The sequence below is a fragment of the Clostridium rectalis genome (assembly GCF_900626095.1).
GTDB classification, from domain to species: domain Bacteria; phylum Bacillota; class Clostridia; order Clostridiales; family Clostridiaceae; genus Clostridium_AS; species Clostridium_AS rectalis.
This window is the reverse complement of record NZ_UYZZ01000003.1, coordinates 140,086-153,063: the sequence shown is the minus strand read 5'-3', so window position 1 is coordinate 153,063 and position 12,978 is coordinate 140,086. Positions and strand designations below refer to the sequence as shown.

14 protein-coding genes are annotated in these 12,978 nt (G+C 24.3%); 7 read left to right on the top strand and 7 right to left on the bottom strand.

Going from position 1 to position 12,978, the window contains the following annotated elements:
• The first annotated feature begins 10 nt into the window (after positions 1-10).
• Together EJL03_RS06035 and EJL03_RS06030 are read left to right on the top strand one after the other, a co-directional pair.
• Positions 11-2,011, top strand: coding sequence for a methyl-accepting chemotaxis protein (locus tag EJL03_RS06035; RefSeq protein WP_125153067.1), 2,001 nt, complete (start codon positions 11-13; stop codon positions 2,009-2,011).
• Positions 2,012-2,182: 171 nt separating this feature from the next.
• Positions 2,183-3,106, top strand: a complete 924-nt coding sequence (locus tag EJL03_RS06030) for a response regulator (RefSeq protein ID WP_164509012.1) — start codon at positions 2,183-2,185, stop codon at positions 3,104-3,106.
• A 27-nt stretch (positions 3,107-3,133) separates the two neighbouring features.
• On the opposite strand, the gene EJL03_RS16800 is transcribed toward EJL03_RS06030, so the two are convergent.
• From EJL03_RS16800 to EJL03_RS06010, 4 genes are read right to left on the bottom strand one after another with little or no spacing between them, the layout of a single operon-like run.
• Positions 3,134-3,799, bottom strand: coding sequence for an ABC-2 transporter permease (locus tag EJL03_RS16800; RefSeq protein WP_125153065.1), 666 nt, complete (start codon positions 3,797-3,799; stop codon positions 3,134-3,136).
• A gap of 21 nt (positions 3,800-3,820) precedes the next feature.
• Positions 3,821-4,456 (bottom strand): ABC-2 transporter permease, encoded by a 636-nt coding sequence (locus EJL03_RS16795; protein ID WP_125153064.1) that lies wholly within the window; start codon positions 4,454-4,456, stop codon positions 3,821-3,823.
• Between the two features lie 14 nt (positions 4,457-4,470).
• Positions 4,471-5,325, bottom strand: a complete 855-nt coding sequence (locus tag EJL03_RS06015) for an ABC transporter ATP-binding protein (RefSeq protein ID WP_125153063.1) — start codon at positions 5,323-5,325, stop codon at positions 4,471-4,473.
• Positions 5,326-5,352: 27 nt separating this feature from the next.
• A complete protein-coding gene (locus EJL03_RS06010; protein WP_125153062.1) occupies positions 5,353-5,727 on the bottom strand; it encodes a GntR family transcriptional regulator in 375 nt (124 codons plus the stop codon).
• A 236-nt stretch (positions 5,728-5,963) separates the two neighbouring features.
• Between EJL03_RS06010 and EJL03_RS06005 the strand changes: the two genes are divergently transcribed.
• The 5 genes from EJL03_RS06005 to EJL03_RS05985 all read left to right on the top strand — a co-directional run bounded on the left by EJL03_RS06005 (position 5,964) and on the right by EJL03_RS05985 (position 10,928).
• Positions 5,964-6,665 carry a response regulator transcription factor gene (locus EJL03_RS06005; protein ID WP_125153061.1) on the top strand — a complete coding sequence of 234 codons (702 nt, stop codon included), beginning with the start codon at positions 5,964-5,966 and terminating at the stop codon, positions 6,663-6,665.
• Positions 6,666-6,679: 14 nt separating this feature from the next.
• Positions 6,680-8,206, top strand: a complete 1,527-nt coding sequence (locus EJL03_RS06000) for a sensor histidine kinase (RefSeq protein ID WP_125153060.1) — start codon at positions 6,680-6,682, stop codon at positions 8,204-8,206.
• A gap of 173 nt (positions 8,207-8,379) precedes the next feature.
• Complete coding sequence (locus tag EJL03_RS05995; protein WP_164509011.1) at positions 8,380-9,756, top strand: sensor histidine kinase; 1,377 nt, start codon at positions 8,380-8,382, stop codon at positions 9,754-9,756.
• A 25-nt stretch (positions 9,757-9,781) separates the two neighbouring features.
• Positions 9,782-10,033, top strand: coding sequence for a hypothetical protein (locus EJL03_RS05990; RefSeq protein WP_125153059.1), 252 nt, complete (start codon positions 9,782-9,784; stop codon positions 10,031-10,033).
• Positions 10,034-10,061: 28 nt separating this feature from the next.
• Positions 10,062-10,928, top strand: a complete 867-nt coding sequence (locus EJL03_RS05985; RefSeq protein ID WP_125153058.1) for a DMT family transporter — start codon at positions 10,062-10,064, stop codon at positions 10,926-10,928.
• Here the strand turns inward: EJL03_RS05985 and EJL03_RS05980 are convergent.
• From EJL03_RS05980 to EJL03_RS05970, 3 genes are all read right to left on the bottom strand, one after another.
• On the bottom strand, positions 10,925-11,281 hold the full coding sequence (locus EJL03_RS05980; RefSeq protein WP_125153057.1) for a hypothetical protein: 357 nt from the start codon (positions 11,279-11,281) through the stop codon (positions 10,925-10,927). The two genes, EJL03_RS05985 and EJL03_RS05980, sit on opposite strands and share 4 nt — an antisense overlap.
• A gap of 114 nt (positions 11,282-11,395) precedes the next feature.
• Positions 11,396-12,370 carry an SH3 domain-containing protein gene (locus EJL03_RS05975; RefSeq protein WP_164509010.1) on the bottom strand — a complete coding sequence of 325 codons (975 nt, stop codon included), beginning with the start codon at positions 12,368-12,370 and terminating at the stop codon, positions 11,396-11,398.
• Between the two features lie 146 nt (positions 12,371-12,516).
• Entirely contained in the window at positions 12,517-12,762 is a 246-nt protein-coding gene (locus EJL03_RS05970) for an AbrB/MazE/SpoVT family DNA-binding domain-containing protein (protein WP_125153055.1), read from the bottom strand.
• Positions 12,763-12,978: the final 216 nt, after the last annotated feature.

Sequence of the window (12,978 nt, the reverse complement as noted above, 5' to 3'; positions counted from 1 at the left end):
AGGTAGATAAATGAAGGTTTGTATAAGAACAAAATTAATCTCTATATTTATTGTACTAATAGCTGTACCATTAATTATTTTAGGTATTAGCACATATACAAAAACCCAATCTATTATAAAGGATAACTTAACTGAGTATTCTAAAAGTAGTGTAGATGGTATTGAAAGAATGGTAGATGTATATCTTGAACAATTTGAAAATGATTTAATAATGTTATCTAAAAGCAAAAGCATAAGAGAAATTAATAATATAAGTGATGATAAAAATAAGGATGATATTTCAAAAGTTTTTATAGAGTATTGTGAATCTCATAAAGATATTGTATCAATATATGTTGCTAGTAAGGAAAAAAGATTTATAAGCCATCCTATATATGAGCATAAAAATTCTGATTTTACTAAAAGACCATGGTATAAAGAAACAATGGCTACTAGAGGTAAAATTTGGACGCAACCCTATATGGATGAGGATTCAAAGCAGATGGTAGTATCTTTATCTGTTCCAGTTTACAATAATGATAATAGAGAAGATGTAATAGCGGTATTAAGTGTGGATATATCATTGGATACACTTTCTTATGTGATAAATAAAATAAGTATAGGTAAAGAAGGATATGGGGTTATACTTGATGATAAGTTAAATTATATGACACATAAAAATAGAAAATTAATATCTAAACCTATGGAAATTAAAGGTATAAAAAATGAGATAGGGAAAAAGAGTAGTGGTTTTATAGAATATAATAGCAATGAAAATAACAAAGTAGTAAAGAGATTTGCGGCCTTTAAACGTATAGATAAAACTAAATGGAAAGTCCTCGGTACTATACCTATACATGAAGTAGTATCAAGATCTAAGGTTATGCTTATTAATACATTTATTATAGGAGGAATAGCTTTAATAGTAGCTTTAATTATAGCGGTTAGATTTTCTAATTATTTTACAGGATTAATAAATAAAATAATTAGAGCTATTGAAGAATTGAAAAATGGAAATTTTACATATAGATTAAATATAAAAACTAAAGATGAGTTTCAAGGATTAAGTAAGAATTTAAATTTGGCAGTTGACAATTTGAGTAAGATGATGGGGGATATAAAATTGGTAGGAGATAATATAAATACAGCATCTGAAGTATTATCTAGTACTGCTGAGGATACAAATGTTATGTCTATAGAAGTGTCTAACTCCATGGAGCAAATATCTACAGGAATGGTTGATCAAGCTAAGGATATAGAAAATGGTTCTCACTTAATTTCTAATCTTTCAAATAAATTAAATGAATTAAGAATTAGCTCTAAAGATATGTTGAATTTTTCAAATAATGTGGTAAAAGAAAATGTTAATGGTATAAATGTTTTAGAAGAGTTAAAGGAAAATAATAATTTGAATAATGAATCTATTATAAGTATTGAAGAGGCAGTTGAAAGGTTAAATAATAATTCTATAGAGATAAACAACATATTAGAAACTATTTTGGAAATTTCTGAGCAAACTAATTTATTAGCGTTAAATGCGTCTATTGAAGCCGCTCGTGCAGGAGAGGCGGGTAAAGGATTTTCAGTAGTAGCAGATGAAATAAGAAAATTAGCTGAAAACTCTAAAAATGCAACAGATGAAATAAAAAAAATAGTAACACAAATACAAAATGATAGTGATAATTCTGTTACTGTAATGAAAGAGGTTAAAGAAATATCTAATATTCAAGCCCAGTCTGTGGATAAGGTAAATAGTTCTTTTAATACTATTTATAACTCGGTAAATGATATTATTAATAAAATAGAAATATCTGATGAGCATATTAATATTATGAATAGAGATACTAAAGAAATTGTTAATAGCATAAGTAATGTATCAGCGGTTTCGGAAGAAACTACGGCAGCTTCACAAGAAGTAGCTGCTTCTACGGAGCAACAGTTAGAATATATGAATAAAGCTAAAAAGGAATCGGAAAACTTAAAGGAATTGGTTTATAAAATTAACGATAAAATAAATGAGTTTAAACTTTAAACAAAACCTCCACAAAGATATGTGGAGGTTTTGTTTTGAAATAGTATAAGTATATAAAAGATTATGAATAAAATAAACTAATAATACATTAACAACATTTACAAATTAATGATAATTATAGTATAATTAAAATAAATATTAAAAGATTTGAGAGTGATAAGAGGGATGAAAGTGGAAACGGTAATAATATTAGAAAATATGCCATATTCGAGATATAGGTTAAAAGATTTGTTAGAGAATAATGGGTTAAATGTAATAGAAACCAGCAGTTCCTTGGACTTTTTTAATAGAATTTTTGAAAAACAAAAGGAAATAGATTTAATTATTTTAGACTTAAATTTATATGGTGAGGATGGGCTTGAAGTTATAAATAAAATTAAAGAAAAAAAAATATTAATTCCTATTATTGTTGTTACCTCAGAAAATAAGAGAAAAAGTTTTGTGAAATGTGTACAAGGTGGTATTGTGGATTATATATTAAAACCATATGAAAATAATATGCTAGTAAACAGAGTAATAGGATGTATAGAAAATGGTGGCAAATGGGCTGGAGAAATATCTAGGTCCGAATTAGATAAAATTAAGAAAGATTTTCATGATAAAAAGGAGCTAAAAAAGTTTAAAAGTAAGGATAAGGAAGAATATGAGAATGAAGATTTTAGAAAACATCTTTATTTAAAAATTTCTTCTCTAAAAGATAAGGACACAAAAATAAGTATATTATTGATAGCCTTCATAAAATGGAAGGATTATAAAGAAAGAGTAGAAGTAAAAGAAGAATATTCTCTTTTAAATGAACAAGTATATGAAAAACTAAAGTCAAGCTTTTATAAGCCTAATAAATTATTTAGAATTGGATTTAGTGTATTTGCAGCAGTGCTACCTAGTTCAAACAGGGAAAAAATAAATAAGACTGAAAAATATTTAGATAGGCTTTATAATAAACTAAAATCAAATAATATTAAATTGAAAAAATATGGTTTGAAATATAGTTATGTAGTCTATCCAGATCAGGGAATGAAGTCGGAGGAGTTAATAAAAAAAGCAGAAAAATTATTAAAAGAGAATATAGAAAATGTAAATAGCTTATCATAAAATTGATAAGCTATTACTTATTATTTATTACATGTCTTTATTTTTATAAAATAATATGGAAAGAAAAAGTGAAATTAATAATACAATTATACTAATAAAAAATGATAATGTAATCCATCTATTTTGATTAATGGGAATACAGTGAAAAAAAGCTTTTATTGAATCTTTATTTATTAAATTTAGTTTTTCTAAAATTTTTGGTAAAGAAAGTATAATAGCATAAAAGAGTGCTAGAAATATTCTGGAATAAGTGTATCCAAATTTAAAGTATAAGGGATAATATATAGAAAACATAATTATTAAAATCATAAATGTTAATAAAATTAGTTCATAGGGTATTACATAAATGTTACTATTTTTTATAAAATAGGCTAGGCAAGAAAAAAATATAAATACACTGGTATTAATAATACAAAACATTATTAAGGATATATATTTTGATAACACTATGACTATTCTTTTAAGAGGGAGACTATTTAAAATAATTAAAGAATTATTTTTTTCTTCATAACCATTTGAGTAGGATACGGAAATGAAGGTGCAACAAAATATACCAAACATACTCATTAAAGTTAGAATAATGGTTTTTCCTCCGGATAGTAAATATATAATACACATGAAAATGGACAAAGATATAGTTATTATAGGAACTTTCTTTTGAAGAAGATAATCTTTAATCAATAGATTATACATAAGGTAGTCCTCCTTAAATATTTAGTATAGATTTTTATTTTCATATATTTTTAATGAAATAAGTATGGAACTTATAAAAAATAGCAATATAATTAACAAAATGATTAGCATATTTGGTATCAAAATGGAATTAATGAAATATCCAATATAAAAATTATTATTTTGGAATAAATTTGTTATTATTCCAAATAATATAAAATAAATAATAAATATTATTGATTTGGTTTTAATAAAACCATACTTATGGAATAGAGGAAATGTAATAGAGGCTATAAGCATGGAAACAGATGTCAGTTTTATGAACAAGATTATATTTAATGCACTTAAAAAATTTAAATTATTTATATTAGATATTATCATAATAATAGTTACTAAAGTAAATGAAATAATGCTATAAACTATGGTATTTATATATTTAGCAAGCACAATATTTAATTTTGTAATAGGAAGGCTAGAAAATAAAATTGTACTTTTATTTTTTTCATCATAACTAAAAGATGCTGTAGATAATATAAATACAGATGTTATAGTCATTAAACTAATAAACGCATTGGGAGACATATTATCAAAAGTGATCAAAGAAAATAAGAAATAAGGTATAATAAAAAAAAGGGTTTTTTTCTGAACAATTAAATCTTTTTTTATCAAATTAAACATAATATCACCTTTCTTTACTTTTTAACATAATAAAACATTATATCTTCTAAAGAAGCTTTATCAACAACTATATTTTCGCTATATAGTCTTTTAATTTTATCTACATTAGAAGTTAGGGCTTCAAAACCGAAATCGTTACTTTTAAAAGAAATAAATTCTTTTTTTATATCATTATTTAAAATTTCATTAGGACCTTTAATAATTGAGTAATTATCTAAAATTGCATCTTTATTTTTAGAGAAAACTATTTCTCCTTTATTTATAAAAGTAATATAATCTGCTATTTTTTCTAAATCCGTGGTTATATGTGTAGAAAAAAATATACTTTTATTTTCATCTTGAATTAATTCATAAAGTATATCTAATATCTCACGTCTAAACACTGGATCTAGACCAGAAGTAGGTTCATCCATTATTATAAGATTAGCATTATGAGATAAGGCAATAGCTAAGGAAAACTTCATTTTCATACCTTTAGATAAAACTTTAATTTTTTTATTAGGGTCTAAATTAAATTTTTTTAAATAATTATTAAAAACATTATCATCAAAATATTTATAAAAAGGTGAGATTATTCTTTTAGTGTCTTTTATAGTTAAATCCTCATAATAATAGTTTTCGTCATATACAAATCCAATTTTTTCTTTTATTTCTTTTTCAAACTCAATATTATCTTTTCCAAAGATTTTTATCTTTCCAGTGTCTTTTTTTATAAGATTCATTATAAGTTTTATAGTAGTGCTTTTTCCAGCTCCATTGGGGCCTATAAATCCCATAATATATCCTTTTTCTAAAGAAAAGTTTATATTTTTTAAAGAAAAGTTTTTATAGTTTTTACCTAAATTATTAATTTCCAATATATTATTCATATTTCATCCTCCTAAATAAATTTTAAATTAGCTTTCTTCATATATTACTCTAAGCATATACTCTAAATCTTTTAAACCTAAATTTATTAATTTGCTTTCTTCTACTATTTGTGAAAATTTTTCTTCAATGGATCTAATTTTACTTTCCCTCAGCAGTTCTTTGTTTTGGGATGCTACAAAAGAACCCTTACCAGGAACGGTTTCTATAAAGCCCTCTTTTTCTAATTCCTCATAGGCACGTTTAGTAGTTATTACACTTATTTTAAGTCCTTGAGCCAAATTTCTTATGGATGGTAAGGCATCACCTTCTTTAATGGAGCCCATTAAAATCAAATTTTTAATTTGTTTAGTTATCTGCTCATAAATTGGCTCTCTTGAAGAATTGGATATAATTATATTCATCATAAGTCTCCTTTTCATACTGTATATACTGTATATAACGTACATATACAGTATATACAAAAATTCATAGAAAGTCAATAAATATTTATTGTTGGTTATATGTTATAAAGTTTATAAGTATTTAATGATATAATTAGTTATAAATAAAATTAAGAAATTATTAAGGATATATTATAATTTTTTATAACTATTATGTATTAATATAAAATTGGATAATATTTTTAGAGGTGATTATTTTGAATAAAGAAAGTATTCTTATTGTTGATGATGAAAAAGAAATAAGGGACTTAATAGCCATATATTTAGAGAATGAGGGCTACTATGCTATAAAGGCGGAAAATGGAATAAAAGCTATTGAAGCTTTGGAAAAGAAAAGAGTAGATCTTATAATTTTAGATATAATGATGCCTAAAATGGATGGTATAGAAGCTTGTATGAAAATAAGAGAAGAAAAAAATATGCCTATTATTATGCTTTCAGCTAAAACTGAGGATATGGATAAGATATGGGGACTTACAGCAGGTGCAGATGATTATGTTACTAAACCGTTTAATCCTTTAGAACTTATAGCTAGGGTAAAGTCACAATTAAGAAGATATAAGAAGTTTAATACAAATTTAAATGTTATAAATGAAAATATTGTAGAAATAGATGAACTTACTATAAATACAGATACTCATGAAGTAAAAGTAGGAGAAAGAGAAGTAAAACTTACTCCTAGAGAATTTGATATATTAGAGTTGCTCGCTAGAAATAAGGGAATTGTATTTAGTATAGAAAAAATTTATGAAAGAGTATGGAAAGAAGAGTTTTTTAAATCGGATAATACTGTTATGGTTCATATTAGAAAACTACGTGAAAAGATTGAAGAAAATCCGAGGAAGCCTAAGTATGTGAAAACCGTTTGGGGAGTTGGATATAAAGTTGAGAAGATATAAAAATGAGGTGAAATATGTTAATTAGATTAATTAAATGGCTATGGCGTTTTTTTACTAAACCTTTTAGAATATTATTTACAAGGTTTATGAAAATATATTATAGAGCAGAAGATAGAGTAAATAAGAATATAAGAATGGAATTAATAGTAACTTTTGGAGTATGCTTATTTGCCTCGTTTATGTTATTTACACTAACCAATTCCTATTTTACTAAAAGAACATCCTACTCTACTATAAATTATATGGATAGTATTAAAAGAATGTCAGATTTAGTGTTGGATATAGGGAAACAAGTAGATAATATAAAAGTATCTTCTAAGGATAGTGACAAAATTAAGCAGGTAATAAATAGATATAGCAATACAAACTATAAGGTGTTAGTAGTTGATCTTAATGGTAAAGTATTATATAAATCTGAAAATACTTATGAAAATCAAGTAGATATTCATACAATAATAAAAAATTCCGTAGGTTTTAAAAATGCTATATATGATCAAAGAGAGTATAGTAGTGGATCAGGTGAGTTTGTTAGTTTTTATCCTATAGATTTTTCAGACAATAGGGCCTATGTAGTAATTAAAGGGGTACCAGAGGGAAGGATAGAAACTAATTATAATGAGAAGGAAAAATCTTTTTTAGCACTTTTAATATCAGGAGTTTTTTTTATAGGATTATTTTTTTATTTAACAGGAAAAAAGGTAAAGTATATGCAAGAAATTGCACTTGCTGTTATGTATATGGCCAATGGGGATTTAAATTATAGAATAGATGGAAAGGGAGAAGATGAATTGGCACATTTAGCCGATAATATAAATTATATGGCAGCAGAGCTTAATTATAAGATTGAAAAAGAAAGAGAAATAGAAAGAAATAAAAGTGAACTGATAACAAATGTTTCACATGATTTGAGAACGCCTTTAACATCAATAATTGGTTATTTGAACTTGATTAAGGATAATAAATTTAGAGATGATAAACAACTTAAAGAATATGTAAATATAGCTTATAATAAATCAGAAAAATTAAAAGTATTAATAGATGAACTTTTTGAGTATACAAAATTATCAGGAGAAGGAGTAACACTTAATAAAGAGGTAATATCTTTAGATGAGTTTTTAGAGCAACTTGTAGAGGAGTTTGTTCCCGTCTTTGAGGATAATAAATTAATAGCAAATAAAAATATAACTAAGGATGTTAAAATTAATGCAGATGGAGATAAACTTGTAAGAGTATTTGATAACTTAATTATGAATGCAGTAAGGTATAGTTTTAAACCTGGTGAAATAAAAATTGGGTTATACAAAGAGGAAAATAAGGCTATAGTATATGTGAAAAATAAAGGAAAAAATATACCTAATGAAGATTTGAAAAAATTATTTCATAGATTCTATAGGGTAGAAAAGTCTAGATCGGAGAATACAGGAGGAACTGGATTGGGCTTAGCAATATCTAAAAGCATTGTTAATTTACACAATGGTGAAATTTGGGTAGAGTGTGATGAAAATGATATAAGTTTTTATGTAAAATTACCTATAGAATAAATAAGAAAAGGCATATTAATATGTCTTTTCTTATTTGCAAATAAATGTTGAAATATAATACAAATCTATAATTATTTGATATAATTAACATTAAGAAAAGTCGGTTTTGAATTATTTATTATTTATTAAAAAATATTTATTTTTAAGTATTTTTTTACAGGAGAGGGGATAAAATGAAGGGTGATTGTAAATGGAATTTTTCTGAAGAAGAATCTATAAAAAAAATATTTCATATTAAAAATATTGATATGGAGGATATGATAAATAATTTATTAAGAGTTTCCATTATAAACTCTAAAGCTGAAAAGGGTTATTTAATAAAACAATCAGATAAAGGATTATTTGTAAATACTAAAGTGAATATGTTTGAAAATGAAACAGAAATAATTCCTTTAAATTTTTTTAATGATATACCTAAAAGTATAATATATTATGTAGCCGAAACCTTAAAAACTGTTGTATTAGAAAATGCATTAAAGGATAATAAATTTTCAAATGATAAATATGTAAGCAGAAATAAAATTAAATCTGTATTGTGTATGCCTGTAATTTTTGAAGGAGATCTAAAAGCTATTTTATATTTAGAAAATAATATATATGAGCATGTTTTTGATTTAGATAAAATAAAAATTATACAAATGCTATGGTCTCATGCAGTAATATCTATAGAGAATAAATTTATGTATAATACAGTAGAAAAATTAAATGAAAAATTAGAGAGAAAGGTGAAAAAGAAAAACAAACTATTAAAAGAAGTAGTAGAGTATGATAAATTAAAAACAGAGTTTTTTGCTAATATTTCTCATGAACTTAAAACTCCTGTAAATGTTATATTTAGTGCTATTCAAATGTGTAATTTAATAGTTGAGGACTTAGATGGAGAAAACAAATTAAAGCTTTGTAAATATACTAATATGATGAAGCAAAATTGTTATAGACTTGTTAGACTTATAAATAATATTATTGATATTACTAAAATAGATTCAGGGTATTTTAAGATTCAACTTAAAAATGAAGATATTATTACTGTAATAGAAGATATAACTATGTCTATAGTAGATTATTCAAATATAAAGGGAATTGACATTATTTTTGATACGGATGTAGAGGAAAAAGTTATAGCCTGTGACCCGGATAAAATTGAAAGAATAATGTTGAATTTATTATCTAATTCTATAAAATTTACAAATGAAGGAGGTAAAATATTTGTAAATATTAAAGAAAAGAATGAATATATTCAAATTTCTGTAAAGGATACTGGGATAGGTATTCCTAAGGAGAAACAGAGCAGCATATTTGAAAGATTTACACAGGTTGATAAATCTTTGTCTAGAAATAATGAAGGAAGTGGAATAGGTTTATCTTTAGTAAAAGCACTGGTGGATATGCATAAGGGAAAGGTATATCTTAATAAAGAGTATACTAATGGATGTGAATTTATAATAGAATTCCCTAATACAACTATAAGAAATGAAAATAAGGATTTCTATTTACAACAACAGAGTAATGTGGAAAAAATAAAAATAGAATTCTCAGATATATATTTGTAAAAAATAAAAAGAATTGAGGTGTATTATGGGTTATAAATATAAAATAGGACAAGAAATAGAATTTACAAATGAGTTTTATATAAAAACTGAAAGTAGAAAAAATATAAAAGTTACAAAAGGAGATAAAGCAATTGTAGTAAAAAAGATAAATGATACTATGGGCAAAATAATTTATAAAACAGGAGAAGCAAAGGGAATTAGCGGAAAAATAAATATAAGAGTAGATGATAACATTGACGCAGAAAAAATAGCAAAAAAAATTTTACAAGAGATATAATATAAATTAATTTTAGGGGGAGACTTTATTGAATAATTCATCAAAAAAAACATGGGCCGTATTTTTTATGTTAATATCCTCTTTATGTTTTGCTATTATGGCAGCATTAGTAAAGATGTCAGGAGAAGTACCAACCTTAGAAAAAGCTTTTTTTAGAAATTTTGTAAGTTTAATTATCTCTACTATTATGATTATTTATAATAGAGCAAATCCTTTAGGAAAGAAAGAAAATAGAAAGTACTTAATAGCTAGGGGAGTATTAGGAACCATAGGAATGATTGCATATTTTTATTGCATAGATAATATGCTTTTAGCAGATTCATCTATGCTTAATAAAATGAATCCATTTTTTATAACTATTTTTGCCGTTGTGTTTTTGAAAGAAAAACTTACATCAATTCAAATTCCTGCATTAGTTATTGCTTTTATAGGAGCAATTTTTATTATAAAGCCTAAATTTGATATTAGTGTAATACCCGCATTTATAGGATTTATGTCAGCGGCTTTTGCAGGAGCAGCTTATACTGTGGTTAGATTTTTAGGTAATAAAGAAAAGCACTATACTATTGTATTTTATTTTTCTTTTATATCTACTGTTTTACCACTACCATTTATGTTAATGAATTTTAAAATATTAACATTTTGTCAATTATTTATGTTAATAGGAGCTGGAACTTTCGCGGCTATAGCTCAATTTGCACTTACTATATCTTATAAATATGCTAAAGCTTCTGAAGTATCAATATATAATTATACGAATATAATTTTTTCTCAAGTTATTGCCTTTATACTATGGAAAGAGGTACCAGATAAATTTAGCATTATTGGATATATATTAATAATTGCCTCTTCAATACTAGTATTTACCCATAGTAAAAATATGCAAGAAAATTAATCTTGCATATTTTTATTACAAGTATAACAAGATTTTTTGCAACAACTATTGCAAGAATTCGTAGTATTTGTAAGAGGTATAGCTTTAACATAGAAAGAATTATTTTTATATACTAAATCTATTTGTTTTATTTCCCTTAATAAGTCTTTATTATAAATTATATTAAGATTATCAATAATATCTTTTATATAGTTATCTTTTAAATTATCTAATGAAATAGAAATTTTGCCATTTTGGCAACAAGTTGAGTAGTAGGAGAAATTTATGCAATTATATTCTTTATTATCATCTAATAATTTTAATAATTCATTGTAAGCTTTTTGGGAAATTCTTATTTTTATTTTGCTATTCAATATACCACCTATTTTCATAAAAATTTTAATGGGTTTATTATATATTACCACATAATTTCTATCTTATTTATAAAAAGAACTATATTATAATTTTTAATATAGCTCTTTATGTATTTAACTTAATTTTATGTATGGAATTGATACATAACCTATAAGATTAGCAGCTTTTATTTTATACCAACCATTTAATGTTTGAAGAATTTCTACTTTAGCGCCATATGCTATACAAGATAAAATTTTACCATTTTGAGAAGGAATATTTCTTACGTTTAATTTTGAGGATTTATCTTTTAAAATAACTGTTGCAAATTTATTGGAAGTAGAAGTGTTATTATTTACATTATTAGAGGTAATATTTATGTATTTAGAATGTACAAATGCAAAAGTAGAATTAAATTTAATTTTGTAAAAGTCATAAATTTTATCTAATATAATTATTTTGTTACCCTTTTTTAATGAACCACATACATTAGAAGTAATAGAAGGATTGGTTCTAACATTAAGTGAGGAATTACAAGATATATTTACTGTACCATATTTTAGTAAGGCATCTTCACTAGAATTTATAGTATCAGAATTATTTTCAAGGTATATATATCCTTTTAAATAAAGATTCCCTCTGTTTTTTATAGCTTCTTTTGATAAAAGTTTTATATTCTTATCATAGTCTCCACGGACACTAAAATTACCTTCATTAAAATATATTAAATTATTTTCTACCTTTTCAACAAAAGCTACATGACCATATCCTAAATTTCCTCCTGACCATACAGCAATAGAATTTGCTTTTGCTTCATTGCCATAGGGGTAAGTTTTATTATTAATATTTTGATACCACCAGGTAACTGCGTTACCATAAAAATTTTTAGGTAATTTTAAATTTAATTTTTCTAAAGTACGTCCATATGTAAACCAAGTACATTGACCTTTATAACCACATAGAGTAAAGATATTGTTTTGGTTATATGATGAACTATTTATATTTGGGTATAAGGATATATTAGAAGCCTTTACACTATATAGTAAAGATGTACCTATTAATGAAGTACATATGCAAGTAGTTATTAATAAATGTTTAAGTTTGTTCATATTTATAAGCCTCCCAAAAGGTGATATTTTATACATTAATTATTATCGGAGAAAACTTCTTTTTATTTAATTGATATATAAAAAGAGTTTATATTTTGAAAACAAAAAAGACACAGCAATGTGCCTTTTTTAATTTAAATATTTTATTATTTTTCTGTATGTAATTCTTCGAGACAAACTTTACAGATATTTTTACCTTTGTAGTTAATTACATCTTTTGCATTTCCACAGAAAATACATGAAGGACTATATTTTTTTAGTATTATTTGTTCACCATCCACAAATATTTCTAAAGAATCTTTTATTTCAATATCAAGAGTTCTTCTTAATTCGATTGGAATTACTATTCTGCCAAGTTCATCAACCCTTCTTACAATCCCTGTTGATTTCATATTCATTACCTCCTTAAAACAATATTCGACTTTATTTAATTAAATAATAGCAATAATAACATAAATAGTCAATATAATTTTTAGATATTTAAATAAAATTAATAATTTCGTTATGATAAAGAACTTTATAAAAAATATAGATATTTATTATAAAAATGCTAAAAATATATAAAAATAAGTTATTTTTTATGGCATAATATAAATATAAAAATAAGT

Coding starts and splice junctions, on each gene's coding strand:
- EJL03_RS05975 (WP_164509010.1), bottom strand. CDS start 12,370: ATGAACAAACTTAAACATTTATTAATAACTACTTGCATATGTACTTCA.
- EJL03_RS16800 (WP_125153065.1), bottom strand. CDS start 3,799: ATGTATAATCTATTGATTAAAGATTATCTTCTTCAAAAGAAAGTTCCT.
- EJL03_RS16795 (WP_125153064.1), bottom strand. CDS start 4,456: ATGTTTAATTTGATAAAAAAAGATTTAATTGTTCAGAAAAAAACCCTT.
- EJL03_RS05970 (WP_125153055.1), bottom strand. CDS start 12,762: ATGAAATCAACAGGGATTGTAAGAAGGGTTGATGAACTTGGCAGAATA.
- EJL03_RS06035 (WP_125153067.1), top strand. CDS start 11: ATGAAGGTTTGTATAAGAACAAAATTAATCTCTATATTTATTGTACTA.
- EJL03_RS06015 (WP_125153063.1), bottom strand. CDS start 5,325: ATGAATAATATATTGGAAATTAATAATTTAGGTAAAAACTATAAAAAC.
- EJL03_RS06010 (WP_125153062.1), bottom strand. CDS start 5,727: ATGAATATAATTATATCCAATTCTTCAAGAGAGCCAATTTATGAGCAG.
- EJL03_RS05990 (WP_125153059.1), top strand. CDS start 9,782: ATGGGTTATAAATATAAAATAGGACAAGAAATAGAATTTACAAATGAG.
- EJL03_RS05995 (WP_164509011.1), top strand. CDS start 8,380: ATGAAGGGTGATTGTAAATGGAATTTTTCTGAAGAAGAATCTATAAAA.
- EJL03_RS06000 (WP_125153060.1), top strand. CDS start 6,680: ATGTTAATTAGATTAATTAAATGGCTATGGCGTTTTTTTACTAAACCT.